We start from the raw sequence: 21,902 nt of genomic DNA, 5'->3' as shown, positions 1-21,902 counted from the left end.
AATAAAATCACAGGCCGGTTCCAGGAAGGAACGGCGAAAGGAATGATGTTAATATGCCTGTGACATTACATGGCGCAAAGTGTTTGCTGTTTTTAATTAATGAGTTGCAAAATAAAGAAAATAATTTAATAGTATATTACGAGGGCTTTTGAAACAACAACAACCATCTATAGCCATGAGAAAATTTTTCCTCTATGCCACCGCCTTAGCAGCTATGGCTGCCTGTAACAACAGCGGCAGCGGTAGTAAAACCAGTGGTACCGACAGTACACTGAACAATGCATTTAGTCATTATGAAACACAATTCATTGAGGCACTATGGAAAGCAGATCCGGACTGGGCTACCAGTGTAGGTTATCACAACTACGATTCCATACTGATTGTGCCGGATAGTGCGGCCGCACAGGCAAAACTGGCCTTCGCAAAACAACAGATGGATTCGCTGAAAGCATTTGACCTCACCGCATTGAATGATGCCAACAAAATTGATTACCAGCTGATACAAAACTACTTACAGTCGGTACAATGGGCTATTAATGAACAAAAGGGCCATGAGTGGGATCCCTCTTCCTTTAATGTGAGCAACACTTTTGCATTTATATTAAATGAAAATTATGCGCCACTGGAATCCAGGCTACGCAGCTTTGCCAGCAGGTTACAACAGGTGCCGGCTTATTATGAAGCTGCTAAAAAACAAATCAAAGATCCTGTTCCGGAACTGCGGTTACTGGCAATAGATCAGAACAATGGTGGCTTATCTGTTTTTGAAAAAGACTTTGCCGATTCCCTGAAGAAAACAGCTATTCCGGCAGCAGAACAGGCTGTGATGATGACCAATGCAAAGCTGGCGGCAAAAGCAATCCGGGAATATGCCGATTGGTTAAAAGCGCTGCAACCTGCCCATCCGCGCAGTTTCCGCTTAGGCAAAACCTTATATGATCAGAAGTTTGCCTTCGATATACAATCTTCCTATTCAGCCGCACAGATCTACGATTCTGCTATTGCCCGCAAGAACTTTGTTCACGGCGAGATGGCAAAAATCAGCCGGCAGCTGTGGCCTAAATACTTTAGGAATGCCCCTATGCCGGTGGATTCGCTGGAACTGGTGGGTCGTATGATAGATACCCTTTCGGTGCAACATGTTAAACCGGAAGAATTCCAATCTGCCATTGAAAAACAATTACCTGCACTCATTGCTTTTATCAAAGAAAAAGACCTGCTGTATATTGATCCTACCAAACCTTTGGTAGTACGCAAAGAACCGGCCTACATGGCTGGTGTCGCAGGCGCTTCTATCAGTGCACCCGGCCCCTACGACAAGGGCGGCAACACCTATTATAATGTTGGTGGTTTGGAAGGATGGCCAAAGGATAAAGCAGAAAGTTATCTGCGTGAATACAATCAGTATATACTGCAGATACTGGATATCCACGAAGCCATCCCCGGACATTATACACAACTGGTATACGCCAATCAATCACCGAGCATGATTAAATCGCTGCTCAGCAATGGCGCCATGATTGAAGGATGGGCTGTATATACTGAGCAAATGATGCTGGAAAACGGCTATGGCAATGATGCTCCTGAGATGTGGCTGATGTGGTACAAATGGAATCTACGCGCCGTATGCAATACTATCCTGGATTATAGTGTACATGTAAAAGACATGAGTAAGGAAGATGCCATCCATTTATTGACCAGAGAAGCATTTCAGCAGGCAGCTGAAGCAGAAGGAAAATGGAAGAGGGTGAGTGTGAGCAGCGTGCAGCTAACCAGTTATTTTACAGGCTATAAAGAAATTATAAATCTGCGCGAAGCTTATAAAAAGCAGCAGGGCAAAGACTATCGTCTGAAAGCATTCAATGAAAAATTCCTGAGCTATGGCAGTGCGCCGGTGAAATATATATCGCAATTGATGCTGAAATAGCTTTTAGCCGTTAGCTATTAGCTATTAGATTTAAGCGAAAAATGCAGCGAAGACAAACATATATTATGTTCTTCGCTGCATTTTGCTAATAGCTAAAAGCTAACGGCTAAAAGCTCAAGTATCGCAGGTTACATCATCCCACAGCTGATTTCTGTAGTTGATGAGCCAGTTCAATGCGTAATGTCTTTCGTATACGATTCCCGGAGGCAATGGTTCTTTTTCTCCTTTCAGGCGGGCATCTACACAGCTCCAGTGTGCGCGGTAGTACAGATCGTTGGCATCCAGTATTTCGGTAGCCGTACGTAATTCAGTCGCAGCAGCTAAAAATACTGCGGGATCGGAAGTTAATCCTTTGAATGGGAAAGCGTCTTCTGGTACCATGTCCAGGTTGCAGAGTGCATCCATTTCTCCCAGTGAAGGCACTTTTTTCAATGCCCACAACAGTACCCAGATATCTTCACACTTCCAGGTTTCACTTGTTTTGAGGGCGTCTGTTGGATTTTCAAGGAACGCTTTTTCTGCGTCCGTGGTATTATCCCAGAGCTGATGTTGCTGCAGATAGTTGATTACAGCGGGACCTTCGAGATAGCCGAAAGCTACGGTATTAACGGCGGCGAGTATGGCTACGCGTTGTGCTACTTCGGCTGTTGAACGGAGTGTTACCTGGTTTTCATCAGTGATAACCGGCAGGCTGGCGGACGTCTTTACATTCATGTCCTGCAGCAACTGTATGTTGCGTTGTTTTCTGCCGGTAGCTGCGTTAGAGGGTGTTTCCTGGCTATCGAAATAAACAGACTGGATATTAACCGTCAGATTAGTGGCAGTTGAATGTCCGTTTACATCGAGTAACAGTGCACCGGTTTTATCCCAGAAGCCCTGTACATCTGTTTTGAAGATGAAGTTATTTTCACAGAAGAAGATACCATCCAGTTCTTGCGCCAGTTCCATGATGGCAGCTCTGAGGTCGCCGTTAAAGGAGGGTTCTGCCAGGATGATTACTTCGGTGTTGAGAGTCGCTACTTTGGCCAGTAACAGTTCCTGCAGTGCAGGGTTATCTGCCGGCAGTTGTTGCACAAAAGCGTGCATACCGAGCAGGTTGATGGTCACCGGGTCATCGTTCCGTACCAGCTGATAGCCTGGTATGGCCCGTTGGCGGTAGCTGATGGTAAGGGTATTGCCTTTACGCAGCAATTTTTTTCCAGATGTGATGGTTAACTGCTCCCAGTGATGATCCGGTCCTGTTACCTTTACTGCCTTTTCTCCGAAGTGCGCCCGCATGCGGGTCAGCACTTTCTCCATGTCTATCTCGTGCGTATAGAGGGTACAATTTTCCATGCTGTTTTTTTCGAGGGGCCAAAGGTAGCCTAAAGCAGCCAAAAATGGTATCGGATTTGCCTTATTTCCATAAATCAGGAAAACTGTTTGCGGAAACGCCCCATTTCATGAAGCATAAACAAAGTTGATTATGAAAAGAAGAACCTTGCCAGTCCTGGCTATCTGTGCGTTATTGCTGGCGGCCAGTTGTTTGCCACCCAGACCTCCAAGACCACCAAGGCCCCATCGACATCATGGCAGTATTATTTCCCCTTTTTCGCATCCGCACGATGCTGCAGCAGATAAAGGATTTTATTCAGCTTAACTGGATCATTGATGTAGGGAGACAGGTCAAACAGTTCCACCTTTCTAAAAGCTACCGGATGGCTTTCGCTTTGCAGGGAGATAGATCCTTCTGTTAACAACCGACCTTCCTGCAACAGAGCGGGGTTAGCGTGTGACACTGCGCCACCGCCTACCTGCGGCTTATTGTATACAAAAACGGTATCCTGATCCACAATATGTTTAATCACAGAATCCCGCAATACCAGGGCTTCTGCATGTACCCATACATCACCATGATAGGTTTTGGAAGTAGAGCTGATACAATGATCTGTAATCAGTTTACCATTCATTACCACGTTGGTACCGGGTGTACAGAGGTTGGAAGTAGAGCGGTCATCTTTTCCATTACCACCGAGTAACTGGTCTTCCAGTGAAATCGGGAAGTTCTGATCTTTGGTCATGCTGGCGGCAGTTTGTCCGTGGAGCATGATACCACTGTTGCGGTACGCCCAACCTGGCCCGCCTTTCACCTGTTCGCCGGTGAATTTATATTCCACTACAATCAGGTAAGCAGAGAAATTCTTTTTATAGAAGATGTGACCATATTGTTCTTTGAACTCGTCATAATGATCATAGCTTACTTTCATCATGCCGCTGTCTACCCGAAAGGTATTACCAAAGTTATCGTTGAGGTCATGTCCGGTTATTTTTACGTCCCATCCGGTGAGATCTTTGCCGTTAAAGAGTTTCAGCCATTTGTTGGGGGCCACTTCTTTTTGGGCGGAGCTGTGGAGAGCGGCCATTACTAATAACGCGGTCAATACTTTTTTCATATGTTCTTTTATTTGACCGGTTAAGATAAAGGATAGTACAGAGAAATGCAAGCTGAATAACAGTTGGCATCTGATTCTCCGGGTACCGGGTTATTTTTGTGACCGAAAGTGTGTAAGAAATTACGCACCGTATCGGATGTGCCACAGGAATGTATGGATAAAGCATATACTTATCTAACTAAATATCAATTATTTAATTGCTTTTACATAAAAGTGCAGGGTTTTCGCTGGTAGTTCCCCAAACTGTATATATGAATTCCTTAACACAACAACAAAACGGTCGTAACACAGAACAACCTAAAGCAGGACCATTATATGAAAGTTCCAACATCATCAATGTAACGCCAGAAGGAAGAATAGTATCCATTTTTACGGGTGCGTGGCTGGTGGGCAATGCCATCAGCAAAGTAGATAAAAGCCCCGTGTCGAGCCTTTTAAAGCTCCTGGGAGCGGGTTATCTGCTTTACAGGGGAATAAGCGGGAATGACCTGATCAATGGTTTTATCGGTAAAAGGAAACCCGACAGACATACTGCTTCTATCAATATCAGAACTTCCGTTAGTATTGATAACCCACGCGAAGAAGTATATTATTTCTGGCGTCAGTTGAATAACCTGCCTGTTTTCATGAAACATCTGCAATCTGTAGAAGAAAATGATCCGTTTCATTCCCATTGGGTGGTGAAAGGTCCCGGTGGCATTGGTACATTAGAGTGGGATGCGGAAATTGTAAAAGAGGTCCCGGGAGAAATTATCGGCTGGCGTTCCTTACCAGGCTCCTCTCTCGCCACAGCGGGAAGAGTTACTTTCCGCGAAACACATAACGGAGGCACCGAAATAGATGTGATGATTACTTACCGGCCACCAGCCGGGTATGTAGGTTCAGGGCTCGCCTGGCTGCTGAATCCCGCATTTGAAAATATGATTGTTAAAGATATCCGGCGTTTCAAAAACTATATGGAAACCGGGGAAATTGTTAGCTAGCTGTTAGCCGTTAGCTTTTAGCTATTAGATTTAAGCGAAAAATGCAGAGAAGATGAAAAGGAAAATCCTGATACATCTTCTCTGCATTTTTCGCTTAAATCTAATAGCTAAAAGCTAACGGCTAACAGCTACCTATGATAATGCTTCTCTTTTAAATCTGTTATAAGTACCCTGGCTTTTGTTAATCAGTTTTAGTACGCGCTCGCGAACATCATCCTGTAAACCGCTGATCTCATGTTCGAAAACTCCTTTCAGTTCCGATAAATCTTCTCCTCCCTGTCCTACCAAACCATTGATTTTATGGCGCCAGTCATCGGCTTTGCTTTTGATTTTTTTGCGGGTTCTATCGCCACTATCCGGTGCTGTCAGTAATCCGATTACCAATCCGGTAGTTAACCCGGCTATAGCGCCTGCTAAAAATTTCGTTGTAGACATAATTACTGGATTTTTATGGTTTAACAAATGATTCGGGTGCATGGTTTAATTCACACTTACAACCAAAATTTTCAAATATCAGGCCAGTAAAACCCTGAAAACACAATTGCATCTTAAAGAAATGTTATTGTCAGAAAGAGAGAAAGAAAACCACCTGCTATTAAAAGAAGTCAAAAGATAAGTTTCATTAACGTAAAACATCGAGGAGACGCTATCCAGGACAACATCAGAATTGATATTGCCCCGGCAGGTGGATAAGATAAGCGTATTAGATAATGGAATTTATAAAAGTCAAACGGAGCAGTAAAATAATTACATTCTGGTATTTTTCAAACTTTATTGAAAGAAATGAAATAATAAATTTTATTAAAAAGTAAATCCTCCCCGGAAATGAAATACCAGAGAGGATTTACCTGTTTTGCAATAATATTATATAATTATTAAATATTAGTAGTCTGATACCATTTTAGCCGAAATATGTGAATAACATCAATCACCCTAAATTCCCATTTTGGGGTACCTGCTGCCTTTATTTTGCGTCCAGCATCCCTGAAACAAGGCGATTGAAATCGGCCTGGAACTGCTCGTAATGTTCTCCTGTACCGGGGCCGGAGAAACCAGTATGTACTTCCTGTACGTTTCCTTTCTTATTTATGAAAATCGTGGTAGGGAAACCTTTGATACCGGTAAGCTGTGGCAAGGTTTTTTCGCCCTTTTCCGGATCAGCAGGCGTTACACCGGTAATCAGCACAGGATACTGCACATCAAAGCGTTTCAGGAAGCCTTGAAGACTTTTCTTTGATTTCTCAAAATCAGTGGTGCGTTCATAAGCCAGTCCTATTACTTCTACACCACGGTTTTTATTTTTCTCGTGCCAGGTGGTCAGGAAGCCGGTTTCGTCCATACAGTTAGGACACCAGGAACCCATGAGTGTAATGATCACTACTTTATTTTTGAAGCGGTCGTCTTTGATACTTATTTTCCGCCCGTCCAGGTCAGGGAAAGAGAAGTCCAGTTGTTGCTGACCGGGTTTCATAGTAGCAATGGTTCTTTCATCGGGTAATGCAGCGGTATCATTTTTCACAGCTGACCAGTTTTCGAGACCATCACCGATGCCGGCATAAAAGCGGCCATTGGTAAGACTGTCTTTCCCCACTACTGCGGTGAACAGGTACGCGTGGGAGCCATCAAAGGTAGACAGCCGGAGGGTATCGCCATCCACTACCCCATCCAGAAAGCGGTAATCACCGGTGGTGGTGAGGAAAGTACCGTGCACGATGTTACCGGATTGCTTAAACTCACCGATAGCTGTAGAAGGTGTCTTGTCTTTATCTTTTGTGGACACGAACTGTGTTACCCAACGGCCGGTCACGTCTCCGGCGGCGGGTGTATTTACCTTAAAGCGTTCTGCCTTACCGGCAACTGCCGTGAAAGGAATACTTACATCTTTATCTGCCAGATGTCTGATCCACTGGCCTTCAAGTGCACTATCCGTTGTTAATCTGGCTTTGAATTCAGAGTCGAAGAACGGCATCTTAATAAAAACAGAATCTCCGTTTACTTTTACATCATCTACCAGCAGCTTATCTGTGGCGTTGATAACGTGCAGTGTTGTTTTACCGTTGGTTTCTTTTACATCAAAATTGAAAATGATTTCTGCGCCGTCATTGCGGTGCAGTTTTGCCTGCCACACACCATTGGCGAGGAATTTTGTGGCGTTGCCATTGTTGCAGGCGGCCATGCCGATACCTGCCAGGCAATAGATCCATAATTTCTTCATAAGTCTACATTTGTGAATAGTTCCTTTCGCCAAAGAGCAGGCTGCCAATACGTACCATAGTACTCCCTTCCTGCAGGGCTATGGAATAGTCGGCGCTCATGCCAATGGACAGTTCTTTAAAGTACGCTTCGTTGTTAAAGTAAGTGGTTTTAACGGATCCGAATAATTGGTGGAGCTGGTGGAACTCTTTATGGATCTGTGTTTCATCAGAAGTATTGGTGGCCATGCCCATCATACCGGCAATACGAACGGAAGCAAAAGAGGATGGATTGGAAGTATATGTTTGAAGCAGTTGCTGTAACTCCTGCTCGTCCATCCCAAATTTTGTTTCTTCTGCTGCAATATGGACCTGTAGCAGGCAATGAATGATCCGCTCATGTTTAGCGGCTTGTTTACTGATTTCCTGCAGCAGTTTTACGCTATCTACTGCATGAATGGTATGTACAAAAGGCGCTATAAATTTCACTTTATTGGACTGCAGGTGACCAATAAAATGCCATGCTATATCTGCCGGTAAAACAGCCTGTTTTTCGGTTAATTCCTGAACGTAATTTTCTCCGAAGATCCTTTGTCCTGCTGCATATAAAGCTTCAATATCAGCTACTGGTTTTGTTTTGGAAACTGCTACCAGTTTCGCGTTGAAAGGCTTCAGCCGGGAAAGAACCTGTTGGTATGCTTCTAAGTTAATTGCCATTGGGTAAAGATAATTACGAATTACGGAATTACGAATTACGGGATAATGTAGAAGATGTCAGCGTTTGCTATCTCCTGCATTATCCCGTAATTCGTAATTCCGTAATTCGTAATTCTATCCAAGTATGGCTCTGCTGATCACGATACGTTGCACCTCGGAGGTACCTTCATATATCTGGGTGATCTTTGCATCGCGCATGAGGCGTTCTACGTGGTATTCCTTCACATAGCCGTATCCGCCGTGTACCTGAACGGCTTCTGTGGATACCCACATGGCAGTTTCGGACGCAAATACTTTGGCCATAGAGCTGCTGAGGGTATAATCTCTTTGCTGATCTTTGTCGTATGCGGCTTTGAAGCATAATAGGCGGGAGGCCTCTATGCGGGTGGCCATGTCGGCCAGTTTAAACTGAATGGCCTGGTGCTGGGATATTTCTTTACCGAAGGCTTTTCTTTCCTTGGAGTATTTCAGCGCCAGTTCATAGGCACCGCTGGCGATCCCCAAGGCCTGGGAGGCGATACCAATACGGCCACCGGCGAGGGTTTTCATGGCAAATTTAAATCCGAAGCCATCCTCTCCTATCCTGTTCTCTTTAGGGACCACTACATCCTGGAACATAACGCTATGTGTATCGCTGCCACGGATGCCGAGTTTATTTTCTTTAGCACCGATGGTAACACCGGGCATGCTCTTTTCCACGATCAGGGCATTGATGCCTTTGCTGCCTTTTTCCGGATGCGTTTGGGCCATTACCAGGTATACACTGGCTGAGTTCCCGTTGGTTATCCAGTTTTTGGTACCATTGAGCAGGTAATGATCCCCCTTGTCTTCTGCAGTGGTTCGCTGAGAAGTGGCGTCTGAACCGGCTTCCGGCTCACTGAGCATAAAAGCGCCTATAATCTGACCGGATGCCAGCGGCACCAGGTATTTTTGTTTTTGTTCTTCTGTACCAAAGGTTTCGAGGCCCCAGCATACCAGTGAATTGTTTACACTCATGACCACAGAGGCGGAAGCATCTATCTTGGAGATTTCTTCCATTGCCAGTACATAGGAGATAGCGTCCAGGCCTGCTCCTCCGTACTTAGGGCTTACCATCATGCCCAGAAAACCGAGTTCCCCGAGTTTTTTGATCTGCTCCGCAGGAAATTTCTGGTGTTCATCCCTTTCTATTACACCTGGTAGCAGCTCGTTGATAGCAAAATCACGTGCCGCCTTTTGTATCATCAGATGCTCTTCCGTCAATTGAAAATCCATGGTTATAATTTTAAAATAATCCACTCAAATTATTTATAAATCAGCAGCTAAAAAAATGGGGCCGTTAAAATTCAACGTTGTCAACCAGAATTGGGGAAATATTAAACAAATCGCTACAATAAGGCTACTGTATTGGATTTGGTTCAGGTATTATATGCTAATTTTTCACCATTATACGTTTCATTGCTTTGGGCATTCACATAAAATCCTGTAGCTTGCCTATAATGATGTGTTTATGAAGAATATTAAAATAATAGAAGTTAAATCAGAAATAGGAGCAGGAACCCGTGGCGCCAGTTTAGGTGTAGATGCGATTAAGATTGCGGCGCTGGACTTCATGAGCAACTTTTTTGTACACTTCCCCACCGAAGCAATTGAAACGGAAAATAAGCTGTTATTTGAACCTATTGAGTCACCTTATGCCAAAAGGATCAAAGGCACCTTCAATATGTATGAGCGTATCAGCAAAAGCGTGTGTGAAACGGTGAAAGCCAACTGGTTCCCGGTATTGCTTTCCGGCGACCACAGCACTGCCGGCGCTACTATTGCCGGTTTAAAAATGGCACATCCCAAAGCAAAGCTGGGGGTGATCTGGATTGATGCCCATGCTGATCTGCATACTCCTTATACTACGCCATCCGGTAATATGCACGGTATGCCCCTGGCAACTGCTATTGCGGAAGACAATATGGATTGTAAGGTGCATGACCTGGATGAGAACACTGCCAAAATGTGGAACTCCCTGAAAAACATAGGTAAAATAGCACCAAAAGTATTACCGGAAGATATTGTATTCATCTCCCTTCGGGATTTTGAGAAAGAGGAAGAATACCTGATCAAACAATATGGCATGAAGGTGATTACCACCAGTGAGGTACGCCGTAAGGGCCCTGAGAATATTTCCCGGTCTGTGTTCCGTTATCTGAGTGACTGCGAATATATTTATGTTTCCTTTGACGTGGACAGCCTGGATGCCTCTATTTCCAAGGGTACCGGTACTCCTGTCAGCAATGGATTAAGGGAACGTGAGGCGGAAGATCTGATTGCCAAGTTCATGCAACATCGTAAGATCTGTTGTTTTGAAATCACGGAAGTGAACCCCACACTGGATCGTGAGAACCTGATGGCAGAAATTGCATTCAATATTTTACAGCGGAGTGTGAATGTGCTGATGATGAACTGAGGTAGCTGTTAGCTTTTAGCAGTTAGCAGTTAGCAGTTAGATTATAGCGGGGGGATGAAAGCGGGGGATGAAAGCGTAGAAGTTTTTATTTTATTTTATTTTGAAATAGGCGATCAGCCAGGTAGTTACTTCGCTGTAGCTGCGGATACCTTTATCCTGTTTATTGGCTTTGAGGTATCTGTCGTAGAGGATGGCCGAATACTCATCTACCTTACCGGTATAGGGTTCATAAAAGTCGATGATGGCTTTTTGATCAGCTTTCACGCCGGGTACTACCCTTTTCCAGATGCTTTTAGCGAGGGTGGTATCGCGTTGTCCCAGCTGTCTTAGGCTATACATGAACATATCAAAATTGGCTGCATAACGGAAATGGCTATCCGGAATACTGATGGCAGCCAGGTAACCTACAAAATTTGCTTCTTCTTCCGGTGCATATCCAAGCTGATGGGCTATTTCATGGCAGGTAATAAATGGTTGTAAAACTGCGGGCGTAGTGGTATTTACCTGTGCTTCATTGGTAAAGGGATTCAGGTAACCGGTAACACCGATATAGTTCAGCCAGTGGCCATATATTGCTTTTTTTACGCTGGGCGCCTTGTAGCGCAGGGCAGGCCAGGTTTTGGCGGCGGCGTCATAGGCCGTCACGGCTCTCTGAAAGATCGGGAGACCGGCGGTATCTGCCTTCATCACCCCGATAGTATCGCCGGTATTGGCTTTTTCCCTGTTGACCAGTTGCAGTAAAGTATCGGAAAGCTGGTAAAGTTGTTGTGTGTTGTAAGTGCCTGTTACAAGGCCGGTATCTATGGTCAGAGAGTTTCTTTCATAGTTGTATCCCCATAACACCAGGAAGGCCAGGTATGCTGATAAGAGAAAATGTATGCCCCTTAAGAGTTGTAAGCCAACAGCTTCCCAATGGAGGCGAATGACTTTATAACATAGTTTTAACAAATAAAATATTCCTCCAATAATCCAGGCAGTATATATTACATCGCCAATACTAAATGGAACTATACCTGTTACTTGTCTGAATACCAAACTACTCCACTCATACCACCTATGGAAGTAGAAATCGCTGAAGCGGTTACTCCAGGCGAATAATCCTTTTAACAACAGTATAGCCGTAAGTGTTAGTACAATACGGACAATGATCTTTTTAAACCGGGCTTTTGTCTCCATATAATGTGGCAGAACATGATAGATGAAATTCTACAAAAACAGTTAAGTGCGGCGCTTTCCGAACAATTGAAAGTAAAAATACATATAAATGATGCAAAAAGCGTGCATGGGGGCGATATTAATGAATCTTTTCGTATAGCCACCAACGAGGGATATTTTTTTGTGAAGCTGAATGATGCGAAGCGTTATCCGGATATGTTTGCACAGGAATATGCCGGTTTACTGGAATTGCAGTCGGCCGGGGCGCTGAATACGCCCAAACCGCTGGCTTACGGAAGTGTAAATGGCCGTGCTTATCTGTTGCAGGAATTTCTGACTAAAGGGCAGGCGATTACTGATTTCTGGGATGATTTCGCTGTTTCCCTGGCTAAGCAGCATCTTGTTACGAAGCCTCACTATGGTTATCCGGGGCCTAATTACCTGGGAACTTTAAGGCAATACAATACACCTTACAGCAGCTGGCCTGTATTTTATGCGTTCAACCGTTTGTTGCCGCTTATCAGGATGGCTTATGATCAGCAAATTGTGGACAAACAGATGGTACAGCAGGTGGAATCGTTATGCCGGCAGTTGCCGCAATTATTCCCGGCAGAAGTGCCGGCGTTGTTGCATGGTGATTTATGGTCGGGTAATTTTATGGTAGGTGCTAATGGAAAGGCCTGCGTTTTTGATCCGGCGGTATATTACGGTCACCGGGAAATGGATCTGGCGATGACGCGGCTTTTCGGCGGATTTGACACCCGATTTTACTACGCATACCAGGCTGCCTACCCATTGTTACCCGGTTGGCAACAGCGGATAGGCATCTGCCAGTTATATCCTTTGATGGTGCATATGATATTATTTGGAGGGAATTACTACAACAGCATCCGGGAAGTGTTGCAGTCGTACTGATTATTCACCGGGTGTGTCTATGAAATCACGCATCTTGTGATATTCTTCTTCCACGAGTGGATAAAATTTGTTCACATCTTCCTGTATTTCCTTAAAAAGGCGGGCAATATCCTCGCTGTAGAATTCCTGATTGATGCGTAGATAGTTTTCCAGTTCCTGCATTTTGGCACTGATCCAGGTAAGGCCTACCATGGCAAAGTTAGGTTTGAGTTTGTGTACCTGGAATTTCATTTGTTCCCATTCATGGTGTTCCACCATGATACTGAGTTTGGTGACTTCGTCCCGGATAGTTCTGATAAAAATTTCAAACAGGTCTGCGGCATAGGAAATATTACTCTCATAGAGGTCTGTGAGGTACTTTACATCCAAATCGTTGTTGAACTCGAATCCACTTAGGTTCTGCACTTCTTCCATTATTAGTTCTGTTTCGTCTTCGTTTAGATATTTATTAAAAATCTGTAATAGCTGATCTGGCGTATAAGGTTTTGTGAGTATGTCTGTTATTCCTGCTGCCCGGGCCATGGTGGCGGTACCTTCCATAGCCACTGCGGTGGTGGCTATCACCGGGGTAGCCACATTGGGTTGTTCTTCATCTGCCCTGATTTTTTGAGCCAGTTCCAGTCCGTTCATGCCGGGAATACGGATATCCATGAGGATAAGGTCGTATTGCCGGGATTCGAGAAAATAAGTTGCATCAGGTCCATTGGTGGCAAGCTGGTAGTTAATCTTATATTTTTCCAGCAGGCTCATAATGTAGCGGAGATTCATCGGGTTATCTTCAACAACCAGTACTCTGGCCTCTTCAAATGAGCGCTGCAGGAGCTTTCTGCTTAGTTTGCCGGTATTGGCCGTGAGCGGCCGGCGGCTATCCATGAAGGGGATATTGAAACTAAAGCAGGTGTTGTATCCTGGCAATTCTTCCACGGCGATGCTACCACCCTGAAATTCCACTAATTGTTTAGCGATGGCCAGGCCGAGACCTGTGCCGCCATACTTTTCGCGGATATCGCCTTCTGCCTGTTTATAATTCCGGAAGATGAGCTCCAGTTTATCTTTCCTGATACCTATGCCTGTATCGCATACCCGGAAACGTATCCAGAGCTTGTTATCCTGCCAACTTTCCTGTGTGGCTTTGATAGCAATTTCACCTTCGTTGGTGAACTTCTCTGCATTTCCTAACAAATTGATTAGTATTTGGTTCAATAGCACATCGTCGCCAATCAACCAGGTATTGAGGTTGGCCTCCAGCTCGGCGGTTATTTTCACAGGGCGTCGTCCTAGTTTCAGTTCAAAGGTATGCCGCAAAGACTGGATCAGTTCGCGAAGATTAAATTCGCGTTGATTTGTTTGTATTTCTCCCGCTTCAATCCGGGAAATATCGAGAATGTCACTGACTATACCCAGCAGTATGCCGGAGGAGTGTTTCAGGATGTTGACGTATTCTGTTTGCTGGGCATCGAGCTGGGTTTCTTCCAGCAGGTGTGCCATGCCTATAATTGCGTTGAGCGGAGTTCTGATTTCGTGGCTCATGCTGGCGAGGAAGTCTTTCTGTGCATGGCGGGCTTCTTCTGCCTGTTTACGGGCTTCTTCCAGCTCTGCCTGCAGTTTCTTCTGATGGGTGATATCCATATGGATGCCTGCACCGCCAGTGATGGCGCCGTTACGATCGTAGATATTGGCGGAACTGGCCAATATCCACCGGGAGGAGCCGTCTTTCAGCTTTATTTCCATATCGTATACGAGGGGTACATTTTCTTCCAGGCGTTTTCTGCGGAGGGCGCGGGCGAAGGCGCGGTTCCCTTCCGGCACAAAAACGTCTGTAATGTTTCTGCCGATGAGTTCTTCCTCCTGGTATCCGGAGAGGCGGCAGAAGCTTTCGTAAACGCGGGTAATATTGCCTTTTACGTCTGTTTCGCACATGGCGGCGTTGAGGTTATTCAGGATTACCCGGAATTTCTCCTCATTTCGTCTTATTTCCTCCTGTACGTTGTGGCGGCGGGTGATGTCGATCGCCTGCCAGATGCTGCCACTGAATCCGTTGCCGTTAAATACCGGCAGGTAAGTAATCTCCCAGATTTGTCCGTTGAGGAAGGGTACTTCCCAGCCAAACCAGGGTTTTTTCTCCCGGCGCAGGGATTTCATTTTTTTCTCCAGGGGTAGCGGTTCCGTTACCATTGGTTTAAAAAAGCGGATTAGCTCGGTATAGGAAAGGTGGACCGGGCTGGCGGCCATGTATTGTGCAAAAATATCATTTACCCAAATGCAGCGGTGTTTTTCATCGGTCACCAGTATGCCTGCGTTGGTGCTGTTGAGCCAGGCAGTTATGGGCAAGGAAAAGATGCCCGGAGCGCCATTTGATGGCATGCCGGTACTATCAGTAGCAGTTACTTTCTTACTGTTTCTTCCTAAGGCCTTCATTGTTATCTATGGAATGGGGAATATGGCTTTTCAATTTAATCGTTGAATTGTGAAAAACAGGCATAAGATAAACGCGAATTATGTACCTTTGCGCCTCACGCCTGGATGTCACACATCAATATGGCTGATATTTTATGATATAAATATATATATAAATAAGATATCGTTGGTGAACAAATTTATGAAATTTTTGCAATTGCAAATATTTAATTACCTTTGCATCCCTCTAAAAGTGAGGATATTGATATGAAACCACTCCGCGAATTTGATATTGCCTTTGTAGGACTAAATCCAGGGGTGCATTCATTTCAGTATGCAATCGGAGATAGTTTCTTTGAGAATTTTGAAGAGCCGAAGGATTTCAGCAACTGTGTGGTAAGCGTGAATCTTACCCTGGACAAGAAGAGTAATTTCTTCCTGTTGAAATTTGAGATCGGCGGCAAGGCAACGGTTACATGTGACCGCTGCGGGGAACCCTTCGAAATGCAGTTATGGGATGATTTCAACCAGATAGTTAAGCTGGTAGAAAATCCGGAAGAGCTGGCTAGTAGCGAAGAAGATCCGGATGTATCGTATTTATTAAAGACCGAGAGTCATTTAAACGTGGCGGACTTTATTTACGAATTCATTCATCTGAGCATTCCAATGCAACGTATACATCCTGACAATGCCGATGGCAAAAGCGGGTGTAATCCGAAAGTTATTGAAATGCTGGAACAAATGAACCAGCAGGCAAAAGAAAACGATAACCCAATCTGGAAAGGATTGGATAAATTTAAGGACAATTAAAAATTAAATAAAATGCCAAATCCTAAACGCAGACATTCTCAGCAAAGATCAGCAAAGAGAAGAACGCATTATAAGGCGGTAGCGGATACTTTAAGCACAGACAGCGCAACCGGTGAAGTGCACCTGAGACACCGTGCTCATTGGGTGGAAAACAAACTGTACTACAAAGGAAAAGTAGTGTTGGAAAAACAGAGTGCAGCTAAATAATTATTTTACTATTTTTACCCGAGCTAACAAGAACAAACTTGAGTTACATGAGAATCGGGCTTGATATGATGGGTGGCGACTTCGCGCCCACAGAAGCAGTAAAAGGAGTAAAATTATATTTAGACACTGTTGCATCTGATGTGCATCTGGTATTGATAGGGGACGAGCAACAGTTAGCTCCTTTATTAGCAGAGGTACAGCTGGACCAATCAAAATATTCAGTTGTTCATTCATCCCAGGTAATCGGGATGGATGAACACCCTACTAAGGCACTGAAAGAGAAGCCACAATCATCCATCTCTATCGGTTTTCATTTATTGAAAAATGAAAAAATAGATGCTTTCATCAGCGCAGGTAATACCGGCGCCATGATGGTGGGCACCTATTATTCCATTAAAGCCATAGAAGGAGTGCAACGTCCTACTATATCTACTCTGGTACCCCGTGAAAACGGATCGTACGGCCTCTTGCTTGACGTAGGTATCAACGCCGACTGCAAACCTGAAAACCTCGCGCAATTTGCCATTCTGGGTTCCCTATATTCCAAGCATATCCTCCAGGTGAACAATCCCAAGGTAGGCTTACTGAATATCGGTGAAGAAGAAGGTAAAGGCAATCTGCTTGCGCAAGCCACCTATCCGCTGTTAAAAGAAAGCAAACAAATCAATTTCGTTGGTAACATTGAAGGTAGAGATATTCTCTCCGAAAAAGCTGATGTAATCGTTTGTGAAGGCTTTACCGGCAACATCGTTCTTAAGATGGCTGAATCATTCCATGAAATAGCGTTAAGACGTAATATTCAGGATGATTACATGAAGAAATTTGATTCAGAATCATACGGCGGTACTCCCGTTTTAGGCGTTTCCAAACCAGTTATTATTGGTCATGGTATTTCCCAGGAAACAGCATTTAAAAACATGATACAGCTGGCACAACAAATGATCGATAGCAAACTGCTGGAGAAGATTAAAGAAAGTTTTGTAGCAAAAGATGCACAGTAGTAACCGCTGAAAATTATTTAAAAAAACCGTTCCGGATACCGGAACGGTTTTTTTATGTTTTGTCTCTCCTGCTCAGCATTTAAACGGAGCAGGAGGAGATGCTGTTACTTTATATCCAAGGGCAGCTTTACATAGAAAGTTGTGCCTTCATTCAGCTTGGTTTCAAACCATATTTCCCCACGCGCCTGCTCTGCAATGTTCTTACACATGGCCAAGCCCAGGCCGGTGCCGGAAGATTTGGTGGTGAAATTAGGCACAAATATGCGGGACTGTACTTCGGTAGAAATACCTTCTCCATTATCCGCCACACTGATAATCACATAGTGATCAGCAGTAGCCCGCAATGCCACTACAATCTGCCCTTTCCTGTCATCTGGAATTGCCTGGATGGCATTGAGCAACAGATTGGTAAACAGCCTGTTCATCTGTGTTTTATCTGCAAATACATAGAAGTCCTGCGTTGGCTGGATATACGTTACCTCGCAGTCTTCATGCCCCTGGTACAATGATGTTAGAGAATGCAATACTTCATTGATCAATACTTCCTCATTATTAGGCTCTCCGATGCGGGCAAACGCTGAAAAGTCAGACGCGATATTGGACAGGTGTTCTATCTGTTCTACCAGCGTACCCGCCACATTACGCGACAGCTCCTTTACATTAGGCGAATCACCGGCGATCGCACGTTGAAGGTATTGTATGCTCAGCTTCATCGGCGTTAGCGGATTTTTGATTTCGTGGGCTACCTGCCGGGCCATTTCACGCCATGCCCCCTCCCGCTCACTCTTGGCTAAGCGCACCGCACTCACTTCCAGCTTACGCACCATCTTATTGTATTCTTTTACCAATGCACCAATTTCATCATCTTTATCCCATTCTATTTCATCGTTACGCTGTCCCAGGTTTACATGGCGCAGTTTTTCCGTTACCAGTGAAAACGAACGGGTAATAGAATTGGTAATCAACAACGCTACCATCCCTGCAATGAGGAAAATAAAGGCGTTAAAATTAATCAGTGCCACCAGGAAATTCGAGATCTGCTCGTTCAATTCTGTTTGTGTGGCGAAGTAAGGAACATTCAGATAGGCGATGACTTCATGTGTATCATGATTACGCAGCGGCATATACCCGGAAAGGAACGGCATGATGCCAATATACTCTGTATGTATAAACTGTATCTGTTCGAGCCGGAACAAGCGGTAATACGCCTGCGGATCCATTTTGGCAGAGATTAATCCTTTGTCTGTCATCATGGGCTGCGTGGTTAGTTGCAGGTTGCCATCGCGATCGTATACGTTAATATCCAGTGCGCGTTCATCTGCAATATCCGCGAGAGAAGAAGATAGCTTCTTTAACAGCTCTGAATCGTAAATATCTCCTACCTGGTCCAGGTCCCGCTGGTTTTCGAAAGCTTTCTCCACATCTTTGGCCACTTCTCTCATCGTTTTGCTCAGTCGTTCCCTGTTCTGCGCTTCGGAGCGATAGATAAAGAATTTGATCGTGGTAATGGCCAGGATCAGGAAAGAGAAGATGACGACAAAGATGATGGTACCATGTACCTTTTTGCGGATACTCACGTTAATGAGCGTACGTAAATTGCTGATGCGCATCCTTGCTTTGATAAGCAGGTCGAAAGCCTTATACACTGCTACGATGAGCAGGAATAAGCAGAACATGTAAGCGAAGAGTGTGATAAACTCCACAAACATCCTGTTCTCTTTTACCACCACAACTACCTTATCCGGAGAGGCGCGATAGAGTAGTTCTGAATATCCTTTAATGGATTTCACAGACACATCAGATAACGGTACATCATGCGGATACAGACGGATGGGAAACGGGAAGTCGTTGTTATTACTCACCAGTATTCCTTTATCATATACGGCAAAAGAATAGGTGCCGGCATATTCACGGCCGGGATCACTAACATCTCCTTCCACGAGCAGTTCGGGATAGAGTCTTTCTGTACTGATAGGCTTAGGTTCCAGTGTATACACGAGCCATCCGCTGACATCATTATTGGCTTTATGAAATTCTTTCTTGGCGATATAACCGTAATCATTAAAACTACGTTCGTAATAATAGAGGTCATTTCCCGGCACCAGTGACGGCGTGGCGGCTGTTTCAGCAAACATCTGCCGGTTCAGCGTAGACAAACTGACTGTATCTGATGCAAACAGGGAGCTGCCGTTTTCATCGTAGGCGTAAATATTTACACGGAAGCGGCTGAGGTACCCCTGAAAATAGGTCTGCAGGAGCAGGCTGTCGAACTTTCCTTTGCGTTGTTCTCTCATGCTGCTGTCCTGGAAAAAATATTGAATCACTTCATCATGTTCAATCTTCTTCCCGATATCATTCAGCAACATTTCCAGGTAAGGATCCTTTTGCCTGGAAAGGTCTTCAGCCAGCTTTTGGCGGGCCAGTAATTCCTTGTGGTTATTGTAATGCACCAATGCTCCGGAGGTGGTAATGGTGAGCAGGAATAGCCAGAAAAGGAATGGTACGGTGGCCATGCTGCTTTCGAAGCGGTCGGCCAGGAAGTCGAGCAGCACAATATATACCAGCAGCCAGATGACCATAGAAATGGAGAACGGCAGTTCCGGATTGTGTACCCGGAAGAGCAACCAGATGATTCCTACAGCGCCCAGCCAGATGTATTTGGTACGGTATTGAAAGTTGGTGAGTTCATTCAGCAGGTAGTTAATGATCTGGGAGAAGAATAAAAAGCTGAACGAGATAAAGCCCAGAACCACAAAGCCGATGACGCTGTACTCCGTAATGCTGAAGGAATTGGTGACATCGAAGGAGATCTTGGAGTCTATCACGAGGCTCTGGATGAGGTCTGCCAGGAATTGCTCTACGATGTAGAGGATCAGACTGGCGATGATGATCACCACACTCTGTGCCCATCTTTTTTTGAGTACCGGCGGATTAATGGTTTTTACGTGTTCCCGGAAAAACAGGATCATCCAGAAAGTGAGTAATACGTTAATCAGCAGGTCGCCCAGGGAGTAAAAGATTTCATCTTTTGCGTAGATCCTGGGATCAAAAATGTTAAGTTCTTTCAGATCAAACGGAAACGGATATACGTAACTGAGTACCCGGAGTCCGAAAACGATGAGGAACAGGAATAGGAAGCCGTATAGCGGGTTGGTGGTTTTGGCCAGCAATGTAGCAAAGAGATTGAGAAAGATCAGCACACAGATGCAACCCATGACGCGGAGTAACACGCTCAGGTTATTGGGTGGATGCACGTGCATGCCGCTGTTATAATCGAGATAAAACAGCGTTTCTCCGTTGCCGTTATTCACTGCGAAGACCGTATGTTCCGGCTGCATTAAGAGCGGTTGTTCCCTTAAGATACTGTACTCCTCTCCCAGTTCTTCTTTGTGATAGAAGTGATTAACGAGATAGTTGTTTTTGATCGCATATTCCAGTCGTATGGGAATCACGCCCAGCAGGTATTGTCTATGGCCGGGAGCAGACTTCACTTTGCGGGTGATCACTTCATAATACCCGTTTTTGAGTTTCATGAAGCGGGAGCCATTTTCCAGGGATGTTTGCAGTTCTTCCGGCTTTACCTGGCTGGTATTCCAGAAAGTAAGCCAGATGCCGGAGCTATTGGAATCATATGCAAAGAGGTAGTATTCCAGGTCAGTCAGCCGGTCGAGTGTTTGCTGGCTATAACTGCGTTGAAACAGGGAGGCCGAAAGGGCCGTATCCTTCGCCAGTTTCAGGAAATCCTTTTCCCGTTGCTGGATACTCTTTTCCATGCTTCGTTTCACGCCTTGCGGCGAGGAGTAGTAAGACCAGTAGTTGCTGAACAGAAAGGCGAAGGTAAATAACCAGGCCGCGATGATCAGTAGATAGCCATGCCGCAGGAAAAAAAGCCGTATTTCTTTAGTATCGATCAATGCGATGTGGTTATGAAAAATTTATAATTGCTCTGTGGCTTTCACCTGGTTCCAGAGTGTATCCATTTCCGTTAAGTTCATATCATTGAGTGTGCGGCCTTGTTGGAGTGCCAGTACTTCCATGGCCTGAAAGCGGCGCTGAAATTTTTTATTGGTGCGTTCCAGTGCATTTTCCGCATCTATGTCCAGGAACCGGGAGTAGTTCACCAGGGAGAACATGACATCTCCGAATTCATCTTCCATGGCGTCTTTATTACCGCTGTTGACGGCATCTTCCAGTTCATTGACTTCTTCCTTTACCTTATCCCATACCTGGCTGGTATTGTCCCATTCAAAACCGGTTTGTTTGGCTTTTTCCTGGAGGCGCATGGCTTTTACCAGGGCGGGGAGTGACAGGGGAACGCCGCTGAGTACGGAGGTTTTGCCTTCTTTCAGCTTAAGTTTCTCCCAGTTTTGCTTTACCTGTTCTTCTGTATCCGCTTTCACATCTCCATAAATATGCGGGTGACGGTGGATCAGCTTATCACACACGCCGTTAATAACATCATTGATATCGAATTTTTGTTGTTCTGCCCCTATTTTGGCATAAAACACAATATGCAGGAGAATATCGCCCAGTTCTTCCTTAATGGACTTCCAGTCTCCGTCAGTAATAGCATCTGCCAGCTCATATGTTTCCTCAATGGTGAGCTGCCGAAGCGTTTGGATGGTTTGCTTGCGGTCCCAGGGGCATTTTTCCCTTAAATCGTCCATGATCTGCAGGAGGCGATCAAATGTAGCTGTCTTTTCCATATTTTGTAAAAATAGGGATCATT

Annotated in this window: 17 protein-coding genes; 7 read left to right on the top strand and 10 right to left on the bottom strand. The window is 44.8% G+C overall.

The annotated features are described in order from the left end of the window. The first annotated feature begins 175 nt into the window (after window positions 1-175). Complete coding sequence (locus tag AC1DCV_RS27455; RefSeq protein ID WP_477026181.1) at window positions 176-1,927, top strand: DUF885 domain-containing protein; 1,752 nt, start codon at window positions 176-178, stop codon at window positions 1,925-1,927. Between the two features lie 114 nt (window positions 1,928-2,041). Here AC1DCV_RS27455 and AC1DCV_RS27450 read toward each other — a convergent pair whose 3' ends face one another. Next, window positions 2,042-3,262: a DUF4272 domain-containing protein gene (locus AC1DCV_RS27450; protein ID WP_477026180.1), complete on the bottom strand. Its 1,221-nt coding sequence runs from the start codon at window positions 3,260-3,262 to the stop codon at window positions 2,042-2,044. Between the two features lie 242 nt (window positions 3,263-3,504). Next, a complete protein-coding gene (locus tag AC1DCV_RS27445) occupies window positions 3,505-4,359 on the bottom strand; it encodes a 3-keto-disaccharide hydrolase (RefSeq protein WP_477026179.1) in 855 nt (284 codons plus the stop codon). 251 nt (window positions 4,360-4,610) lie between these two features. Here AC1DCV_RS27445 and AC1DCV_RS27440 point away from each other — a divergent pair, with 251 nt between their 5' ends. Beyond that, window positions 4,611-5,342, top strand: coding sequence for an SRPBCC family protein (locus AC1DCV_RS27440; RefSeq protein ID WP_477026178.1), 732 nt, complete (start codon window positions 4,611-4,613; stop codon window positions 5,340-5,342). A 132-nt stretch (window positions 5,343-5,474) separates the two neighbouring features. Here the strand turns inward: AC1DCV_RS27440 and AC1DCV_RS27435 are convergent, their stop codons facing one another. The 4 genes from AC1DCV_RS27435 to AC1DCV_RS27420 form a co-directional block, all read right to left on the bottom strand. Then, entirely contained in the window at window positions 5,475-5,777 is a 303-nt protein-coding gene (locus AC1DCV_RS27435; RefSeq protein ID WP_441571835.1) for a YtxH domain-containing protein, read from the bottom strand. A gap of 529 nt (window positions 5,778-6,306) precedes the next feature. Then, window positions 6,307-7,557 (bottom strand): TlpA disulfide reductase family protein, encoded by a 1,251-nt coding sequence (locus tag AC1DCV_RS27430; protein WP_477026177.1) that lies wholly within the window; start codon window positions 7,555-7,557, stop codon window positions 6,307-6,309. 4 nt (window positions 7,558-7,561) lie between these two features. Further along, window positions 7,562-8,251 (bottom strand): YggS family pyridoxal phosphate-dependent enzyme, encoded by a 690-nt coding sequence (locus AC1DCV_RS27425; protein ID WP_477026176.1) that lies wholly within the window; start codon window positions 8,249-8,251, stop codon window positions 7,562-7,564. Window positions 8,252-8,365: 114 nt separating this feature from the next. Continuing rightward, entirely contained in the window at window positions 8,366-9,505 is a 1,140-nt protein-coding gene (locus AC1DCV_RS27420; RefSeq protein WP_477026175.1) for an acyl-CoA dehydrogenase, read from the bottom strand. A 235-nt stretch (window positions 9,506-9,740) separates the two neighbouring features. Between AC1DCV_RS27420 and AC1DCV_RS27415 the strand changes: the two genes are divergently transcribed. Beyond that, entirely contained in the window at window positions 9,741-10,688 is a 948-nt protein-coding gene (locus tag AC1DCV_RS27415; protein WP_477026174.1) for an arginase, read from the top strand. A gap of 90 nt (window positions 10,689-10,778) precedes the next feature. Here AC1DCV_RS27415 and AC1DCV_RS27410 read toward each other — a convergent pair whose 3' ends face one another. After that, the gene (locus AC1DCV_RS27410; RefSeq protein ID WP_477026173.1) at window positions 10,779-11,864 is read right to left on the bottom strand and encodes a DUF3810 domain-containing protein; all 1,086 of its coding nucleotides are present in this window, start codon (window positions 11,862-11,864) and stop codon (window positions 10,779-10,781) included. Between the two features lie 15 nt (window positions 11,865-11,879). On the opposite strand from AC1DCV_RS27410, the gene AC1DCV_RS27405 reads away from it, so the two are divergent. Further along, window positions 11,880-12,758 carry a fructosamine kinase family protein gene (locus tag AC1DCV_RS27405; RefSeq protein ID WP_477026172.1) on the top strand — a complete coding sequence of 293 codons (879 nt, stop codon included), beginning with the start codon at window positions 11,880-11,882 and terminating at the stop codon, window positions 12,756-12,758. Here AC1DCV_RS27405 and AC1DCV_RS27400 read toward each other — a convergent pair whose 3' ends face one another. Then, window positions 12,759-15,176, bottom strand: a complete 2,418-nt coding sequence (locus AC1DCV_RS27400; RefSeq protein ID WP_477026171.1) for a PAS domain-containing hybrid sensor histidine kinase/response regulator — start codon at window positions 15,174-15,176, stop codon at window positions 12,759-12,761. It lies immediately after the preceding gene. Window positions 15,177-15,422: 246 nt separating this feature from the next. On the opposite strand from AC1DCV_RS27400, the gene AC1DCV_RS27395 reads away from it, so the two are divergent. Genes AC1DCV_RS27395 through plsX form a run of 3 tightly spaced genes read left to right on the top strand, consistent with a single transcriptional unit; the run spans window position 15,423 to window position 17,173 of the window. After that, complete coding sequence (locus AC1DCV_RS27395) at window positions 15,423-15,965, top strand: YceD family protein (RefSeq protein ID WP_441571842.1); 543 nt, start codon at window positions 15,423-15,425, stop codon at window positions 15,963-15,965. Window positions 15,966-15,977: 12 nt separating this feature from the next. After that, window positions 15,978-16,172, top strand: coding sequence for a 50S ribosomal protein L32 (rpmF, locus tag AC1DCV_RS27390; RefSeq protein ID WP_073079237.1), 195 nt, complete (start codon window positions 15,978-15,980; stop codon window positions 16,170-16,172). Window positions 16,173-16,219: 47 nt separating this feature from the next. Continuing rightward, window positions 16,220-17,173 carry a phosphate acyltransferase PlsX gene (gene plsX / locus AC1DCV_RS27385; RefSeq protein WP_441571843.1) on the top strand — a complete coding sequence of 318 codons (954 nt, stop codon included), beginning with the start codon at window positions 16,220-16,222 and terminating at the stop codon, window positions 17,171-17,173. A 104-nt stretch (window positions 17,174-17,277) separates the two neighbouring features. Here the strand turns inward: plsX and AC1DCV_RS27380 are convergent, their stop codons facing one another. Continuing rightward, window positions 17,278-21,087, bottom strand: coding sequence for a sensor histidine kinase (locus AC1DCV_RS27380; protein WP_477026170.1), 3,810 nt, complete (start codon window positions 21,085-21,087; stop codon window positions 17,278-17,280). A gap of 21 nt (window positions 21,088-21,108) precedes the next feature. Then, the gene (mazG, locus tag AC1DCV_RS27375) at window positions 21,109-21,879 is read right to left on the bottom strand and encodes a nucleoside triphosphate pyrophosphohydrolase (RefSeq protein WP_477026169.1); all 771 of its coding nucleotides are present in this window, start codon (window positions 21,877-21,879) and stop codon (window positions 21,109-21,111) included. Window positions 21,880-21,902 lie beyond the last annotated feature (23 nt).

Source organism: Chitinophaga sp. 10T418, assembly GCF_056394125.1.
Note: the sequence above shows the minus strand (reverse complement) of the source record. Positions and strands in the feature narration are given on the sequence as shown.

Excerpts from the sequence above, each read along its gene's own strand:
- AC1DCV_RS27435 (WP_441571835.1), bottom strand. The coding sequence starts at position 5,777 with ATGTCTACAACGAAATTTTTAGCAGGCGCTATAGCCGGGTTAACTACC.
- AC1DCV_RS27425 (WP_477026176.1), bottom strand. The coding sequence starts at position 8,251 with ATGGCAATTAACTTAGAAGCATACCAACAGGTTCTTTCCCGGCTGAAG.
- AC1DCV_RS27445 (WP_477026179.1), bottom strand. The coding sequence starts at position 4,359 with ATGAAAAAAGTATTGACCGCGTTATTAGTAATGGCCGCTCTCCACAGC.
- AC1DCV_RS27420 (WP_477026175.1), bottom strand. The coding sequence starts at position 9,505 with ATGGATTTTCAATTGACGGAAGAGCATCTGATGATACAAAAGGCGGCA.
- AC1DCV_RS27440 (WP_477026178.1), top strand. The coding sequence starts at position 4,611 with ATGAATTCCTTAACACAACAACAAAACGGTCGTAACACAGAACAACCT.
- mazG (WP_477026169.1), bottom strand. The coding sequence starts at position 21,879 with ATGGAAAAGACAGCTACATTTGATCGCCTCCTGCAGATCATGGACGAT.
- AC1DCV_RS27400 (WP_477026171.1), bottom strand. The coding sequence starts at position 15,176 with ATGAAGGCCTTAGGAAGAAACAGTAAGAAAGTAACTGCTACTGATAGT.
- AC1DCV_RS27410 (WP_477026173.1), bottom strand. The coding sequence starts at position 11,864 with ATGGAGACAAAAGCCCGGTTTAAAAAGATCATTGTCCGTATTGTACTA.
- AC1DCV_RS27430 (WP_477026177.1), bottom strand. The coding sequence starts at position 7,557 with ATGAAGAAATTATGGATCTATTGCCTGGCAGGTATCGGCATGGCCGCC.
- AC1DCV_RS27395 (WP_441571842.1), top strand. The coding sequence starts at position 15,423 with ATGAAACCACTCCGCGAATTTGATATTGCCTTTGTAGGACTAAATCCA.
- AC1DCV_RS27415 (WP_477026174.1), top strand. The coding sequence starts at position 9,741 with ATGAAGAATATTAAAATAATAGAAGTTAAATCAGAAATAGGAGCAGGA.
- AC1DCV_RS27455 (WP_477026181.1), top strand. The coding sequence starts at position 176 with ATGAGAAAATTTTTCCTCTATGCCACCGCCTTAGCAGCTATGGCTGCC.
- rpmF (WP_073079237.1), top strand. The coding sequence starts at position 15,978 with ATGCCAAATCCTAAACGCAGACATTCTCAGCAAAGATCAGCAAAGAGA.
- AC1DCV_RS27450 (WP_477026180.1), bottom strand. The coding sequence starts at position 3,262 with ATGGAAAATTGTACCCTCTATACGCACGAGATAGACATGGAGAAAGTG.
- AC1DCV_RS27405 (WP_477026172.1), top strand. The coding sequence starts at position 11,880 with ATGATAGATGAAATTCTACAAAAACAGTTAAGTGCGGCGCTTTCCGAA.
- plsX (WP_441571843.1), top strand. The coding sequence starts at position 16,220 with ATGAGAATCGGGCTTGATATGATGGGTGGCGACTTCGCGCCCACAGAA.